13 protein-coding genes are annotated in these 14952 nt (G+C 64.1%); 3 read left to right on the top strand and 10 right to left on the bottom strand.

The annotated features are described in order from the left end of the window. Positions 1–37 precede the first annotated feature (37 nt). From ABIB00_RS13785 to ABIB00_RS13750, 8 genes are all read right to left on the bottom strand, one after another. Positions 38–349 (bottom strand): septal ring lytic transglycosylase RlpA family protein, encoded by a 312-nt coding sequence (locus ABIB00_RS13785; RefSeq protein ID WP_247341471.1) that lies wholly within the window; start codon positions 347–349, stop codon positions 38–40. A gap of 104 nt (positions 350–453) precedes the next feature. Next, the gene (locus ABIB00_RS13780) at positions 454–1299 is read right to left on the bottom strand and encodes a CmcJ/NvfI family oxidoreductase (RefSeq protein WP_354104707.1); all 846 of its coding nucleotides are present in this window, start codon (positions 1297–1299) and stop codon (positions 454–456) included. Positions 1300–1632: 333 nt separating this feature from the next. Then, the gene (locus ABIB00_RS13775; protein ID WP_354104706.1) at positions 1633–2571 is read right to left on the bottom strand and encodes an ABC transporter substrate-binding protein; all 939 of its coding nucleotides are present in this window, start codon (positions 2569–2571) and stop codon (positions 1633–1635) included. After that, the gene (locus tag ABIB00_RS13770) at positions 2568–3668 is read right to left on the bottom strand and encodes an LLM class flavin-dependent oxidoreductase (RefSeq protein ID WP_354104705.1); all 1101 of its coding nucleotides are present in this window, start codon (positions 3666–3668) and stop codon (positions 2568–2570) included. The genes ABIB00_RS13775 and ABIB00_RS13770 overlap by 4 nt, the downstream gene beginning before the upstream one ends. 30 nt (positions 3669–3698) lie before the next feature. Continuing rightward, positions 3699–4877: an acyl-CoA dehydrogenase family protein gene (locus tag ABIB00_RS13765; protein ID WP_354104704.1), complete on the bottom strand. Its 1179-nt coding sequence runs from the start codon at positions 4875–4877 to the stop codon at positions 3699–3701. Then, positions 4871–5671 carry an ABC transporter ATP-binding protein gene (locus ABIB00_RS13760; RefSeq protein WP_354104703.1) on the bottom strand — a complete coding sequence of 267 codons (801 nt, stop codon included), beginning with the start codon at positions 5669–5671 and terminating at the stop codon, positions 4871–4873. The genes ABIB00_RS13765 and ABIB00_RS13760 overlap by 7 nt, the downstream gene beginning before the upstream one ends. Further along, the gene (locus tag ABIB00_RS13755; RefSeq protein WP_354104702.1) at positions 5665–6687 is read right to left on the bottom strand and encodes an ABC transporter permease; all 1023 of its coding nucleotides are present in this window, start codon (positions 6685–6687) and stop codon (positions 5665–5667) included. The genes ABIB00_RS13760 and ABIB00_RS13755 overlap by 7 nt, the downstream gene beginning before the upstream one ends. After that, positions 6665–7768 (bottom strand): ABC transporter substrate-binding protein, encoded by a 1104-nt coding sequence (locus ABIB00_RS13750; protein WP_354104701.1) that lies wholly within the window; start codon positions 7766–7768, stop codon positions 6665–6667. Before ABIB00_RS13750 ends, ABIB00_RS13755 begins: the two co-directional genes overlap by 23 nt. A gap of 475 nt (positions 7769–8243) precedes the next feature. Between ABIB00_RS13750 and ABIB00_RS13745 the strand changes: the two genes are divergently transcribed. Both ABIB00_RS13745 and ABIB00_RS13740 read left to right on the top strand, forming a co-directional pair. Next, a complete protein-coding gene (locus ABIB00_RS13745) occupies positions 8244–9224 on the top strand; it encodes an ABC transporter substrate-binding protein (protein ID WP_247341453.1) in 981 nt (326 codons plus the stop codon). A 380-nt stretch (positions 9225–9604) separates the two neighbouring features. Beyond that, on the top strand, positions 9605–10699 hold the full coding sequence (locus ABIB00_RS13740) for a catalase family protein (RefSeq protein ID WP_247341450.1): 1095 nt from the start codon (positions 9605–9607) through the stop codon (positions 10697–10699). 6 nt (positions 10700–10705) lie between these two features. On the opposite strand, the gene ABIB00_RS13735 is transcribed toward ABIB00_RS13740, so the two are convergent. Beyond that, on the bottom strand, positions 10706–13777 hold the full coding sequence (locus ABIB00_RS13735; protein ID WP_354104700.1) for an ATP-binding protein: 3072 nt from the start codon (positions 13775–13777) through the stop codon (positions 10706–10708). A gap of 202 nt (positions 13778–13979) precedes the next feature. Here ABIB00_RS13735 and ABIB00_RS13730 point away from each other — a divergent pair, with 202 nt between their 5' ends. Next, complete coding sequence (locus tag ABIB00_RS13730) at positions 13980–14159, top strand: hypothetical protein (protein ID WP_354104699.1); 180 nt, start codon at positions 13980–13982, stop codon at positions 14157–14159. Between the two features lie 204 nt (positions 14160–14363). On the opposite strand, the gene ABIB00_RS13725 is transcribed toward ABIB00_RS13730, so the two are convergent. Next, positions 14364–14840 (bottom strand): hypothetical protein, encoded by a 477-nt coding sequence (locus ABIB00_RS13725; protein WP_354104698.1) that lies wholly within the window; start codon positions 14838–14840, stop codon positions 14364–14366. Positions 14841–14952: the final 112 nt, after the last annotated feature.

The following is a 14952-nucleotide window of genomic DNA, read 5'->3' as shown; positions in this document are numbered from 1 at the left end:
CCCATGCTTTGGGCCGCACTATAGCGCGCCGGCAGGTCTATTCCACCGAGACCCGCACCACGCCGGCGCTCATCATGCCCAGCGCACGAGCGGCGGGAACGGAGAGGTCAACGATACGGCCGCGGATGAACGGGCCGCGATCGTTGACGCGGCACTGAATCGAGCGGCTCCCGTAAGACACCCTCAGCACGCTTCCGAAGGGCCGCGTCCGGTGCGCGCAGGTCAGCTCGCCTTTCCCGGCTTTTCCGTATCCGTAATAGGAGGCAAGCCCGCTCTCGGCGTGGGCAAAGGAAACAGCAGAAAGCGAAAAAGTGGCAAGGCAAGAAAATAGCGTGGTCTGCGCTCGCACGGCACCGCTCCCGGTTGGCCCTGGCCCGCGCAGCAAACGTTTGTTGGTTCCCGTGGGTTCCTGAGCCGCTGCCGGGCGACGCCCGGCAGCGCCATCACACATTGTTACCGTTTGTGGAACACGAGCGTCCGGACCTCGATGCTCTCGCGCGGCGCCGCATCCGCCGGCGTGGTCGGATCGACGAAGGCCGTGTGAGGCCCGAAGCGCGTGCGGCCATCGGTTGCGGAATCGTAGCACTTGAGCAGCAGCGCTTCCTCGGCCGTCATCTCGGGGAAATAGAACCAGCGATGGTTCGGATTGTATTTCACCGAATAAGTCTCGCCGCGACGGTTGGGATAGATCAGATCGGAGGCGACGAGATCGTCGGGCGCAACCGTCGTGCCGTCGGCCATCGCCAAGGGTGAATCGCGCAAGGGACCGCGAATCGTCCGCCAGAGGTTGATCACTTGCACGCGTCCCTTCAGCAGCTCTTCGGCTTCGTCGGGCAGATGTTCGCGCACGCGATTGGCGCCGGAGATCGCGGTCTGGTCGACATGGACGCGCGTTGCCGGCTGACGCGGACCGCCGTCGCGAATGTCCGCGGCGCCCTTGACCCGCCTGCGCACGGTATGATCGAAGATGAAGACGCGGTCGGCCTTCAGCGTTGCGCGCAGGAAGGCCTCGACGGCGGGATAGTAGACCGCCCTCACCTCTTCCTCGTTGTTGAAATCCTTCACCAGGGTCGGATGCCGCACGAGCGCAAAGCCTTCGCGATCGAGCGAGATATTTTGCGCGATCAGGCGCGCATCGAAGATCGGAACCTGATGCGGCTCCGGCAACGACGTGCTTTTGGGCTCGCCCGGCGGCGGATCGAAGGCGTAGGTGCGCGGTTTGCCCGAAACCGGCGCGAGATAGTTGAGTTCGGCGGTGACGAAGGGAAGCGATTCGATCTTTGTTTCTTGCAGGCCCATGGCCGGTCTCCCGATGTGGTCGTCTGGAAGATTTTTGAGGGGACCGCGCGTGGCGCAAGGGAGACGGTGCAAATAGCAATGGAGGTGTTGTCGGGAGCAAGGAATGCAGAAGGAACGTTTCGAAGAAGGCAATCGGATTAGGAGGTGCTCTCTCCGCTTCACGGACACTTGAGAGGCATGTGAGGTTTCGTGCCCCGGACGCAGCGCAGCGCTTCTTCAGCGGTGCGCTGCTGAGCCGGGGCCCATATCGCCGAGCATTTCTGTGCAACATGGGTCCCGGCTCTGCGGAGCAGCGTTGCACGCTGCGCCGCGTCCGGGACACGAGAGCTGTTCCTACAACCCTGCCTTCGCGATCGCATCCGAGAACGAGCGATCCACGATCTCGGTCGCATCCAGCTTCTGCTTGATCAGGCCCCAGCGAAAATAGAGATCGATCGTGCTCTGCTCGTCCGCGACCACGCCGTCGTCGATCGGCGCGATCCTGATCTTTGCGCGTGACAGCCAATTCTGCGGCACGGCGGTCGGGATGTTCATCAGCCTGCCCCAGGTCGCGGCATAGCTCTCGACATTGTTCAGCGACCACGCCCGCGCCGCGGTGAGGCGCCGGATGAAGTCGGTCAGCTCCGCGCGCTTGGCGCGGATGGAATCGGGCCGCGCCACCTGAAAGCTCAGCCCCGGTGTCAGGCCCTCCGAGGTGATGACGCGGCGCGATTTGAACAGCACCTCCTCCTGGCTGACATAAGGCTCCCAGGTCGACCACGCGTCGACCGAGCCTTGCGTGTAGGCGATCTTGGCATCGGACGGCGCCAGGAACGCGATCTGCACGTCAGCCGCAGCCCAACCGTTCTTTTCGAGCGCGGCGAGAATCAGTTGATGGCCGATCGAGCCACGGCCGGTTGCGATCTTCTTGCCGCGCAGATCGGCGAAACTCTTGATCGGCGAGTTCTCGGGCACGAGAATGGCGAGACCCTCGCGCGTCTGCCGGATCGCGGCAATCGCTTTCACCGGCGCGCCAGAGGCGGCGGCGAAGGTGAAGGGTGCATCGCCAACGAGACCGGTCTCGATCGCGCCGGCGCTCAGCGCTTCCAGCAGTGGCGCAGCGGCCGGAAACTCCTTCCATTCGATTTTATACGGAACGTCCTTGAGCACGCCGGCGGCTTCCATGACCGCCTGCGAATTGCCCTTCTGGTCGCCGACACGCAAGGTGGTCTGCGCCGCCGCCAGCTCGAACGAGCCGAACAGCAGCGCGCCGGCTAGCATGAGGCGGATCATTCCGCCGCCTCGCCGCGAACGGCGTGACGCTTGGCGACCAGCTCGCGCGTCAGTGGAATCAGTTCGCGCCCATACTCGATGGCGTCGATCAGGGGATCGAAGCCGCGGATCAGGAAATGGCTGATGCCGAGATCGTAATAGTCGCCGAAGACTTCCGCGACCTGCTCCGGCGTACCGACCAGCGCCGTGGTGTTGCTGTTGGCGCCGGTGAGCTTTGCGATCTCGGTCCACAGCCGCTTGTCGATGCGGCTGCCCTGGTCGGCAAGCGAGAGCAGGCGCCGCGCGCCGGCCGTGGCGTGGCCGTCGGCGGGTTTGCGGTAGCCGGTCTTGTCCTGGAGCGCGGTGGCGCGCGCAAGAAGCTCTTCCGCCTTTTCCCAGGCCTGCTTCTCGGTCGGGGCAATGATCGGCCGCACCGAGAGGCTAAAGCGTGGCGTCGGACGGCCCTGCCTGACGGCCGCGTTATGGACGCGTGAGGTGACGTCGCGCACCTGCGCATAGGATTCACCCCACAGCGCAAAGGTGTCGGCGTGCTTTCCGGCGACTTCGATCGCCGCATCCGAGGCGCCTCCGAAATAGATCCGGATGCCCTCTGGGCGATACGGCTTCACCTGCGAAAACGCGTTCTCGACCTGATAGTGCTTGCCCTTGTAGGTGAAGGGCTTGTCGCTGGTCCATTCCAGCTTGAGGACATCAAGAAATTCCGAGGTGCGCGCGTATCGCTCGTCTTTGTCGTCGAGCGTGTTGCCGTCCTGCCGCAGCTCGGTGGCGTTGCCGCCGGTGATGACGTGGAGCGCGACACGTCCGCGGGAGAACTGGTCGAGCGCTGCGAACTGCCGCGCCAGCAGGGTCGGGGCGGTGAAGCCCGGGCGCTGCGCGATCAGCACGTTGAGGCGGCTGGTCGCACCGAGGACGTGCTGGGCGACCTGAAGCGCATCGGGCGCCGTTGAATGAAACGCCAGCAGCGCGCGGTCGAAGCCGGCATTCTCATGCGCCTTCGCCACCGTCTCGATGTGGGTCGGGTTGAGGATCGGTCCCTCGCGAACGACGGTCTCGGACGAATTGTTGTTGCTGATGAAACCGATGAACTCGATCGACATGATCGTCTCCCTGATTGTCTGGCGGAAAAGCTAGAGTCCCAATGCGGCACGGCCGAGGCCGGCGCGCGTGGAATCGTCCTGCGGTGTGTGCACGCGGCCGCACAGGACGTCGCGATAATGCCGCTCCAGCGGATTGGCGCGGGAGAGGCCATGATTTCCGGTCAGCGACAAGGCGTCCTCGACCGCAGCGACGGCGTTGTTGGTCACCGTCAGCTTGATGACATTGGACTCGGCCGCCGAGAGCGCGATGCCGTCATCGAAATCACCGGCGAAGGATGCGATCAGCCGCGCATTGACCGCGAGCCGTGCCTCGATCGCGCCGAGGATCTCCTGCACGCGCGGCAAGGTCGCAAGCGGCGCACCGAGGCTGGCCGGCACCCGCTGCTTCAGGAACGCGACCAGCCAGTCGCGCGCAGCCCGCGCCACGCCGTCATAGATCGCGGCGACGAAGATCGTGTGGACGGTCGCCTGCGCGACATCGGGTGCGCGCCAGTCCGCCGGCTTGCGCACATCGACTTCCGCATCGAGGGGGATCACGACGTCGTCGAAGATGACGTCGTGGCTGCCGCTGGCGCGCAGGCCGTGATGATCCCAGGTCTCGACGATGCGGGTGCCCGGCAGGCCCGCCGACACCAAAAACTGTCCGACGCGCGGCTCGGCCTCGTCCGTCCGCGCCCACACCAGATACCATTTCAGGATCGGCGATCCCGTCGAATAGATCTTGTGGCCGGAGAGCCGCCAGCCGGTTTCGGTGCGACGTGCAATGGTCGCGGGCAGTCCGCCGCGCGCAGGCGAGCCCAGTTCGGGCTCGACGCGGAGCGCGTTGACGAGCGCAATGCCTTCGACGCTCTCGCGTGCAAGCTTGCGCGACAGCCGCGCCGGCCAGGTCGGGCTCCGTGCCATCACCAGATGATTGATGTAGTGCATCGACAACACCAGCGCGGTCGACGGATCAGCCTTGCCGATGATGCCGAGGACGCGTGCGGCATATGCATATTGTGCGCCCGCTCCGGCCCCGCCATGGGCGGCCGGCACCGTCAACGACAGCAGGCCTGCCTCGGACAGCTCGCGAAAATTCTCGAACGGGAAGCTGGCGGTGCGATCGTGCTCGGCCGCGCGCACGGCGAAGGCCTCGGCCAGCGCCTCGGCACGTGCGATGTAGTCGGGCTCGCTATGGCCCACGCGCCCCTTGGCTATCGAACTCACCATGTGGCGTCCAGTCCCAGCAGGCCAAGAATCTGGCGGCGCAGATCGGCCAGATACGGATCGCCGCGATGGCGCGGATAGGGCCGGTCGACACGGATGTCGGCCTTGACCCGCGCCGGGCGGTCGCTGAACACGATGACGCGGTTGGCGAGCACCAGCGCCTCCTCGGCGTCATGCGTCACCAGCAGCGTGGTAAAACCCTTGCGCTGCCACAACGAGACCAACTCGGCCTGCATGGTGATGCGGGTCAGCGAATCGAGCTTTCCGAGCGGTTCGTCGAGGATGAGGATTTTGGGATCGTTGACCAGCGCGCGGGCCAGCGCGACGCGCTGCGCCATGCCGCCTGAGAGCTGGTGCGGATAGGCATTGCGGAAGGACGATAGCCCCACGAGATCGAGCGCGGCATCGACGCGATGACGCTGGCTCTTCAAGATGCCCTGCGCCTCCAGCCCCAGTGCGACGTTGTCCCACACCGTACGCCAGGGAAACAATGTCGGATCCTGGAACACGACAACGCGCGACGGGTGCGGTCGCGTGATGCGAGCCTCGTCCTCGCGCAGCGTTCCGGACCTGGGCTTGTCGAGGCCTGCGACGAGGCGCAGCAGGGTCGACTTGCCGCAGCCGGAGGGGCCGAGCAGCGCGACGAACTCGCCCGGCTCCACGGAGATGCTGACGTCGCTGAGCACCGGCAGCTCGGCACCGTCGATGTCGAAGGCGTGGCTGACCTGCTCGATGTCGAGCGCGGCACCGGCGGCCGGGTGAGCGTCGATTTCGGCGAGCGCAGTTGCGGCTACCATTTTACGGTCCCCTTCTGCCAGACCAGCAGGCGATCACGGATCGCGAACAGCAGCGTGATCGCACCGGAGCAGAGCAGCGACATCACGATCAGCGCCGCATACATGTTGGCGTAGGCGGCCCAGCCCTGCGCCCATTGCAGGTACCAGCCGAGGCCGGCCTTGACGCCGATCATCTCGGCGACGACCAATACGGCGAAGGACGAGCCGAGCCCCATGAACAGGCCGACGAAGACATGCGGCAATGCCGCGGGGATCGCGACCTTCAACACCAGGAAGGACGGCTTTGCGCCGAGCGTCCGCGCGACGTCGTAATAAGCGTTGCTCACACTCGCGACGCCCGACCAAGTCAGCACGGTGACCGGAAAGCCGGTTGCCAGCGCAATCAGAAAGGTCGAGGCGCTCCAGCTCGACGGGAAGGTGAAGAAGGCGATCGGCAGCCAGGCGGTCGCCGGCAGCGGGCCGATGAAGCGCAGCACCGGATGCACCCAATAGCCGACGGCGCGCGACCAACCGATCGAGACACCGGTCAGGAAGCCGACCGTCGCGCCAATCAGATAGCCGCCGAGTTGGAGCTTGACCGAAGCGAACACGCTGTCGAGCAGTTTTGGCAGATCGTCGGTATAGACCTCGATGATCGACTGTGGCGGCGGGAAGAACGGCAATGGCAGCCAGGCGAATTTCGCGGTCGCGACTTCCCACAGGGTCATCAAAACGCCGAGCACGACGAGCCACGGCGCACGCTGGCGCAAGGCCCGGCCGGCCGAGCCAAGATAGTCGGCCGCGACGGTCCCGAACAGCGCGACGGCCGCGATGACAAAGGCGGCAATACCGAGCGAATGGGTTCGCGACCAATCGCCGACGTCCTCCCACCACAGGCAGGACAGGCCGAAGGCGATCCACGCCACGCTGGCGAGAATGCCAACGCCGGATTCACGGACCCAACTCGCAAGCAGCGGCGCGCGCGAGAGACGCGGCGCGCCGGAAGCAAGGCCGTCAGACAGCGAATACGTCGACATAAATGCGCTCCGCGAATTTGGCCGTATCGGTACTCTGTTTGAAGACCTGCACGCTCTTGAGATCGTCGGCATAGGCCTTGAGCTCGCGCTTCAGTACTTCGCCGACGGGGTGATGGTGGTGAGTGTGGTAGCGCACCATGCCTTCGATATCGGCGAGCGATGCCGTCTTGGGCGCGTAGGGCTGGAACGATTTTGCCGCCACTGTCGGGTTCTGCGAGGTGAACATGGCGGCGTCGAGCAGCGCCTGCGTGATGGCGCGCGCGACCTGCGGCTCCTCGCGCACCAGACTGCCGCGCAAGCCGACGATGCAGCAGCTCTTGTCGCGGTATTCGCCGTCGAGATTGGAGGCGACTTCCTTGTACTGGCTGTCCTTGAGCCAGAGATAGCCGAGTGGGTCGGACGACAGGAACGCCTGCACCTCGCCTTTCTCGACGGCGACGTTGAGGAGGTTGCCGGGATAGGCGCGCCAGTCGACGTCCTTGTTGGGATCGATGCCGAGCTTTGCGAGCTGGATCGAAAAGAAGTTCTTGTCGGGGCCGCCGAGATCGCCGACCGCGACGATCTTGCCCTTGAGATCGGCCAGCTTGCTCACGTTGGAGTCGGCGCGCGTCAGCACGCGCATGCAGCCGCCATGGGTGCCGGCGGCGATCTTGACGTCAAAGCCCTGCTCCAGCGGCTTCAGCCAGCGCAGCGCCATGCCGAGACCGGCATCGCTCTTTCCCGTTGCGATCGCCTCTAGCAGCTGGTCGGTCGATCCGGAATAGTTGACGAGCTCGACGTCGAGATTCTGCTTCTGGAAGAAACCGTGCTCGATGGCGACCGGCAGCGGTGCAAGGCAGACCGCGCCGGCATTCCACGACAGCTTCAATTTGCGGGGCGCACCGGCGAGCGCGGGCGCATCTGACGCCGTCCGGCACAGCGGAAATTCCGAGAAGTCGACGCCGGACGCAATCCCGCGCGGCACAAAAGCCTGTGCCGCACCGAGGGCGCCGAGCGGCGCGGCGAATGCCGCCGCGAGCCCCGCCTTGAGCAGGTGACGCCGGTCGAGCCTCGATCCGCCGTGCTTGATGTCGTCGTTCATCCGTCCCCACTCCTGCGCTGGCACGGCTCCGCCATCTGCACAACAGTTTGCGTTGCGCCTGTTCCGTGCGGAGCTGCGTTGAGAGAAAATCTTTTCGCCGGCGCCTGCTGCGCCTCGTTGATGCGATGCGCAAATCATGCGGCGTGCTCGCCGCATCGTCAATGAAATGGATTTTCGAATGTGGCGCGAAGCGAAGTCATTCTCTCCATCGGCGCGTCCGGGACGATGAAAGGATTTCTTCCGATGCATCGGTTGGCAGCGTGCTGGCCTACTCCCTCTCTTGCTTCATTCTTGCGCAGCATCAGTGGCGCACACCGCACGTTCTCGAAAGCAGCGCCTCGCTAAAACGTCCTTGCCCATCGCGCGCGCAATACGGTTAGCCATTTCATTGACTGCGCATCGCGCGACCATAGACTTGATCGTCTCGCTGGATCGTTCGCTCACGCGTCGTGAGCAAAGCACCAAGACAGGCAACATGAGCATCAACTCCCTCCACCATTCCGTCACCCGCCGGCTCGCCGCATCGCTGCTTGCTGCCGCCATCACCCTGTCGACGGCCGCGACGTCATTCGCAGCCGACGCAATCGTGCTGCGCGTCGGCGACCAGAAGGGCGGCAATCGCTCGCTGCTCGAGATCTCTGGCTACGCGAAGGATCTGCCTTACAAGATCGCATGGTCGGAATTCCCCGCGGCTGCGCCGATCCTGGAGGCGCTCAACGCCGGCGCACTCGACGTCGGCTACACCGGCGACCTCTCGTTCCTTTCCGTCTACGCGGCCGGCGCGCCGATCAAGGCGATCGGCGGCACAAGGTCGGATGCGAAGACACAAGCCATTCTCGTACGCCAGGATTCGCCGATCAAATCGGCCGCCGACCTCAAGGGAAAACGCCTTGCCGGCACGCGCGGCGGCTGGGGCCAGTTCCTGATCGACGCCACGCTGGAGAAGGCGCAGATCAAGTTGGAGGACGCGACCTTCGCACCGCTCGGCCCGGTCGACGCCAAGATCGCGTTGGTCGCGGGCTCGATCGATGCCTGGGCAGTGTGGGAGCCCTACGTCTCGTTCGCGACGCTCAAGGACAACGCCCGCGTGATCGCCGATGGTGAGGGCCTGACGCCGACCATCACCTTTATCGTCGCCTCTGACAGCGCCATCACTAGCAAGCGCGCGGCGGTGCAGGACCTCGTGCAGCGGCTGAACAAGGCGCGGCTGTGGTCGCTGGATCATCTCGGCGAATATGCCAAGAGCACGGCCGAACTAACCAAGCTGCCGGAGGACGTGCTGCTCTCGGCCTACACCGCGCAGCGCACCAGCCCGATCGTGATCGACGAGAACGTCGTGAAGGAAGTGCAGGAAGCCTCCGACCGCTCGACGCGCTACGGCATCCTGCCGAAGAAGCTCGACGTCAGCAAAGCCGTCGACCGCAGCTTCACCACTGCGGCCGCAGGATCGAACTAGGAGGCGGCGGGATGCGAAGGCTTCGCCTCAAGGCTGGCCCACTGCATCTCGCCGCGATCGTGCTCGCGCATTTCGCTTGCATGGGCCTGATCGTGTGGCTGTCACTTTAGACGCCGGCCAACGTCGCCGCTCGCTGGCCGGGCCTTAAGGAAAAGATCAGGACAACATAAGGAGCACATAAGGACTTACGAGACGCCACTGGCCTAGCATCGACCCTGTGATCTCGTCGGTAACAGGATGCCTCGTCCACGGCTTGTCCAGGCAACCGCAGCTCGTTCTCCGATTGCCGATCCCGACTGGACGGGCTTACAGTGGAACTCGCCCTGCGGCCGTCAACGCTTGCAATGGGAAGGCGACCTTCGGGCTGGGAGATCAGCGCCATGTCAGCCGGTCAGTATCTTCGTTACGATCCGTCCGTCGAACAAATCCGGCCGGAGGAAGCGGAGGCCGTCGAGGCGATCGTTGCCTCGATCTCGCGAACGAGCGCCCGCACTTTTCACAACGACAAGCATGGGACCCGGCAGCAGCACGCCAAGGGCGCCGGCTATCTCCGCGGCGAGCTGATCGTCTACGACGATTTGCCTGATCATCTGCGCCAGGGCCTGTTCAAACAGGCTGGCCACTTCCCGATCATCGTCCGCCTCTCCACCGCATTCAACAGGAGCGATCGCGTACGTTCGCCGCGGGGGTTTGCCATCAAGGTCTTGGGCGCGACTGGGCTTAAGGCGCTCGGCGACGACGACTCGACGAACCAGGATCTTCTGCTCGTCAATCACCCCAGCTATTTCGCGGATGCGATGGCCTATATGCGCGCGCAGCACAAGGTCGAGCGCAGCCTGATCCTGCCGGATCTGGCGTATGGACCCATAGGCTTTGTCGCGCGCATCCTGGTCGCCGCATCGGACAGAACAGGCATTCCGATCCCGATAGTCTTGAAAGCGCTTGGTGATGCCGGCAGCAACATTCTTGGAGAAACCTTTCACACAGAGGGAGCACTGCGGTTTGGCGATTATATCGCAAGGCTTCGCCTGGTGCCGATCTCGGCCTCGGTCCGCCGGCTCACCGGCCAGCCCTGCCACGATGCCGATAATGCCGTGCTGAACACTGTCGTCGCCTTCTTCAAGGACAATGCGGCCGAGTACGAACTATTTGCCCAGCTCTGCACCGACCTGGAGCAAACGCCGATCGAAGATGCCTCAATCGACTGGCCCGAAGACGTCGCGCCGCCGCAAGCACTCGGCAAGATCACGCTTCCGCGCCAGACCGCCGACAGCCCCGCGCGTCGCGTCTATTCCGACGAGGTGCTTTCGTTCGATCCATGGCGATGTCTCGCGGCCCATCAGCCGCTCGGCTCGATCATGCGATTGCGCAGGGATGCCTACCGTGCCTCCCGCACGCTGCGGCAGCAGCAGAATCAACACACGGTCAAGCAACAGCCCGGAGAACCGCGACAGATCGCGGACCTGCCGGATTGAGCCCGATCACCGTTCCGCACTATCGAGCCGGGTGTCCCGGCCTGCGTCGAAAAAGGACGCCGATCGCAGCGGATCGCCGGGATCAAGCGTCTCTGCCAGCGATCCGATCACCTGGCAGGAGCGGTCCCGCCACTTGGCAGCCCTTTGCGTTTGTCCAAGGCCCGCATAAAGCGCTGCGGTCGTGCGATAAACCCGCCAGGTGGCATGCGGCAACCTGGCATGGCGGACGATCGAAATTGCCGTCGACAAATGCTCGCCGGCGAGTTGCACATCCTGCTTCAGGATCGCAATTCTTGCCATGACCTCGTGGCACAGCGCGAGAAACGGGCGGTCGGGTGCCGCGCTCGTCACCTCATGAAACTGGCTGGCCGAACTCTGGGCGCGATCCAGATCGCCGATCGCGATCCAATAGTCGCAGCAAGTCAGCAGATAGTGGGGGATAACCAGCGACTCCATCGGCACGCGATCGACCTCCATTCGCCGCTCCATCGCATCGAGATGCTGCCGCGCCCGAGTCAGGTCGCCCATCCTGACATAAGCTCGCGCCAGCAGGTTCCTGCCAACGAAGAAGGTGAACGGATTGGCCTCGATCATCGGGCCGAGCGCATCCTCCGCACGCCGTGACGCGCTCCCATATTCCTCGGCCTCGGAATACAGCCATCCGATCGCGAGATGACACAGCGCGACGGCCTGCGGATTTGCATTTCGCTCCGAGATGGCCAACGCGGAGACGACGTTTCGTTGCGCCTGCCCCCATTCACCGTGATAAATCTGGGCAAAGGCCTCGACCGATTCATAGAGTACGAACAGATAGACGTCACCGACCAGGCGGGCGAGCTCCTTGCCCCTGGTCGTCGCATCGCAGCAGGCCGGATAATTCGCGCGCAAGAACTCCAGCACCATCTCCATCGAGCAGCGTCGCAGCCGCATGCTCAGATCCTGTTCTCCGGTGATCAGTGCTGACGCATGCTCGGCAAGGTCCGCATTCTCGCGATCCCAGCCGCGGAGCATCAGCTTCAAATTGGCAACGTTCCCCTGGACCAGAGCGCTGAACGCGGCGTCGTCGATCGCCCGGCTCTTTACAAGAGCCTGTTCCGCAACAGGCAGGCTCTGGCGTCGATCGACGTAAAGACAGAATCTGCTGAGGTCGACCAGTGCGTTCACCTCTTCGCGCACGTGCCCGTTCTCCGCCGCGTGGGCGACGACTGCGCTGAGATCCTGCAGGGAATTCAGAAAATCTCCACTGGCCCGCCAGGCCCAGGCGCGCTGAAGCAGCAACTTCAGACGTGCTGTCACCCGAAACTCCGGCGGCAAATGCGGCACCAGTTCCAAAGCACGGGACAGGTAATTGGCGGCCTCGCGTGTGCTGAACCTTCGCGCCGAGCCCTCGGCGGCCGCGCCCAGATAATGCATCGCTTTCGGGAAATCGCGGCCCAGTTCGAAGTGGCGCGCGAGAACGGCGGCGATCTCCGTAGCCTGCGGCCCATAGCCCTGCTCGAGCTCCGCCCCAAGTAGCGCATGGGTTTTCGTGCGGCGCGCCGGGGCGAGCCGCTGGTAGAGGATCTCCTGGTAGAGCGCGTGCTGGAACGCATAGCGACCGGAGACACCTCCGCTCGGCCACTCAGTCATGCCGGCAACGACGATAATGCGATCAGTCCGCGCCAGGTCCTCGCACATCTGCTCGACATCCAGCACGGGACGGTCCAGCGCACCGGCGATATGGAGCGCAGAAAACTCAGCTCCGGCCGCACTGGCGACCTCGAGCAAGCTGCGCTCGTCCACGGTGAGGTGATCAATCTGCTGCTTGATCATTCCTTCCAGATCGCGCGGCATGCTGTCATGCGAGGCCGCGTCTTCGCTGACCAGCCGCCAGCCCAATTCGTGCTCGACAAGCGCGCCTTGCGCCACGAGATGATCGAGGAGAGACGACACGAACAGAGGATGCCCGCCGGTTCGCGCGAAGATGCGCTCGACCAGCTCTCTGGCAAAATCGGCCGAGTTGAAGCGCAGGGAAAGATAACGTTCGACGTCGACGCCGGTTAGTCGATCGAGCGCGAGCTCGGTGGCGTGTCCGTGAATCCGCAAGTCCTGGTGAACGGCACGGATAGGATGTCCGCCGACGGCGACTTCCATCGGCCGATAGGTGGCCAGCACGAGGATAGCCGCCCTCCGATCCCGGCGCGCAAGCCGGGAGAGCACATCCACGGTGGCAACGTCGCTCCAATGCAGATCTTCCAGGATGATCACCCATGGTCGCCTGACGGCGAGATGTTCCATGAGATCGGCAAATTCGCGCAGCATGCGCTCCCGGGTTGCGCCAAAGACCTCATGCTGGAATGCGGCCCGGTCTGCTTCGCCGAGGAATCCGGGCATTTGCGCGAGCCAGGTCGGCGCGTGCTCGCGTATGGAAGTCAGCAGCGATGCTCCATCGGTTCGACGGCAGCACTCGTTCAGCGCTCCGATCAGCGGAAGAAAGGCCTCATGAGTGCCGAACAACTCGTTGCAGCTACAGTGCAGCACGCCGAGTCCCTGCTGGTTCATCCTGTCGAGCGTCATTTGCAAGAGGGTGGTCTTGCCGATTCCGGCCTCGCCGGTGATGAAGACGATCTGACGCTGTCCGGTACGAGCGAGTTGCAACGCCTTGTCCAGCGTCTCGAGTGCCCCAGTGCGGCCCACCCTCCAGTGCCGGCGTCGATCGACGACCTGCTCCGTGGCGGAAGCCGCCTCCTCTTCGGCTGGCCGCTCGATCGCAGGCAATTCGGCGGTCGCGACCGGCGCAATGAAGCGATAGCCGCGCCGCGTCACCGTCTCGATGTAGTTGGGGGACTGCCTGTCGTCGCCGAGCACCGAGCGCAGCGTGTTCACGGCAACGGCGAGGCTCGACTCGCTGACGTGCAGATCGGACCAGACCGCGTCGAGCAACTCTTCCTTGGTGACGAGCGCACCGGGCCGACCGACAAGATAGCAAAGAACCTCGAACGGCTTCGGCGCCAGCGCGATCCGCTCCCCGCCTCGCCACAATAGCGCGTTGGCCCGGTCGAGGCGGAATTCACCAAAGGCAAGCGCGTCTCTACGCACGGCTCCAACCCCCGGATGCTCCCCGATCTTAAGGGAAAGCTCAGCCAAATGTAAGGGCGCGCTAAAGACCTGCGCCCTGCGCCGGCACTAGCATTGGCCTGTCCACTTCAGAGACGCCGGCAAGGCGTCGGACGGCCTTTTCATCACGCTGTCATTTCAGTCGACAGGCAGTCGATGCCTGAATTCCGGCAAGGAGTTGGCCATGAGCATTTTAAAACACCTGGCGATCTCGCCTCTCGCTTTTGCCATTCGCCATTACGACGTCAGGGTCATATTGAGCGTCACCGTCCTCAGCCGCATCTTTCTCGTCGCCATCTATCTTGCGTGCGGCGGCCCGGGCCTGTCCGGGCCCGATCTCACCAACACCATCGCGCTGCCATGACCTCGGGACCGCTCGAGTGGTGCATCGAGATCGCGATCATCGTCGCGATCTGCATCGGGATTGTCGCGGGCGGGCATGGCCGGCTCGTAGTGCCGCATCACCGGGTTCAACGCGCGCAAGCCGATCGGACCGCTTGCGTACAGCGGCCCTCAAACCTCTTCAGCATCGTCGCGCTGCAGCGAGGCGCTCCGCCCGTTTGATCGATCACCAATATCCGCGATGATAGGCCCGGTACGGCCGGTAGTAGCCGTAGCGCGGACCGTAATATGGACGATAGGCGCGATAGTCGTAGTAGCGTGGACGCGCGTAGTAGCCGCCATAACCGTAACCCGGACCATATGCGTAACCCGATCCGTAGCCGCCGCCATAATAGACGGGCGCATAACCGTAGCCCGGCCCCGGATATCCATAGCCGCCCCCATGGTATGGGCCGCCGCCATATCCATAGCCATAAGGCGCGCTGCTGGCGATGGCGCTGCCGATGATCGCGCCGGCTGCGAGGCCGCCAATACCCCATCCAAAACCTCGGCCGCGCCAGTACACCTGCGTAACATCATCGCCGACCGCGGCCTTCATGGTCGCGACATTGGTCGGCAGCGGAGCTGCTGCCGCCTGCTCGACCTGGCCGGCCGTCACCGCACCCGCCAGCGAATAGGCAATTGTCAGTTTCCAGATACTCATCGCCTCACTCCCTGTTTGACGTTTCGCTCGGAAGAGGATCGCGGTCGCATGATCGGGCATCCTTGCGCCAAGTCAAAGGCTCAAAAGTCGCGCCTCCAATTGCGTGCACCGC

The organism is Bradyrhizobium sp. LB14.3, assembly GCF_040547985.1.
Lineage (GTDB): Bacteria > Pseudomonadota > Alphaproteobacteria > Rhizobiales > Xanthobacteraceae > Bradyrhizobium.
The sequence above is the reverse complement of the archived record's forward strand: the minus strand, read 5'-3'. Positions and strand labels throughout refer to the sequence as shown.

Excerpts from the sequence above, each read along its gene's own strand:
- ABIB00_RS13780 (WP_354104707.1), bottom strand. The coding sequence starts at position 1,299 with ATGGGCCTGCAAGAAACAAAGATCGAATCGCTTCCCTTCGTCACCGCC.
- ABIB00_RS13775 (WP_354104706.1), bottom strand. The coding sequence starts at position 2,571 with ATGATCCGCCTCATGCTAGCCGGCGCGCTGCTGTTCGGCTCGTTCGAG.
- ABIB00_RS13770 (WP_354104705.1), bottom strand. The coding sequence starts at position 3,668 with ATGTCGATCGAGTTCATCGGTTTCATCAGCAACAACAATTCGTCCGAG.
- ABIB00_RS13765 (WP_354104704.1), bottom strand. The coding sequence starts at position 4,877 with ATGGTGAGTTCGATAGCCAAGGGGCGCGTGGGCCATAGCGAGCCCGAC.
- ABIB00_RS13760 (WP_354104703.1), bottom strand. The coding sequence starts at position 5,671 with ATGGTAGCCGCAACTGCGCTCGCCGAAATCGACGCTCACCCGGCCGCC.
- ABIB00_RS13755 (WP_354104702.1), bottom strand. The coding sequence starts at position 6,687 with ATGTCGACGTATTCGCTGTCTGACGGCCTTGCTTCCGGCGCGCCGCGT.
- ABIB00_RS13750 (WP_354104701.1), bottom strand. The coding sequence starts at position 7,768 with ATGAACGACGACATCAAGCACGGCGGATCGAGGCTCGACCGGCGTCAC.
- ABIB00_RS13745 (WP_247341453.1), top strand. The coding sequence starts at position 8,244 with ATGAGCATCAACTCCCTCCACCATTCCGTCACCCGCCGGCTCGCCGCA.
- ABIB00_RS13740 (WP_247341450.1), top strand. The coding sequence starts at position 9,605 with ATGTCAGCCGGTCAGTATCTTCGTTACGATCCGTCCGTCGAACAAATC.
- ABIB00_RS13730 (WP_354104699.1), top strand. The coding sequence starts at position 13,980 with ATGAGCATTTTAAAACACCTGGCGATCTCGCCTCTCGCTTTTGCCATT.
- ABIB00_RS13725 (WP_354104698.1), bottom strand. The coding sequence starts at position 14,840 with ATGAGTATCTGGAAACTGACAATTGCCTATTCGCTGGCGGGTGCGGTG.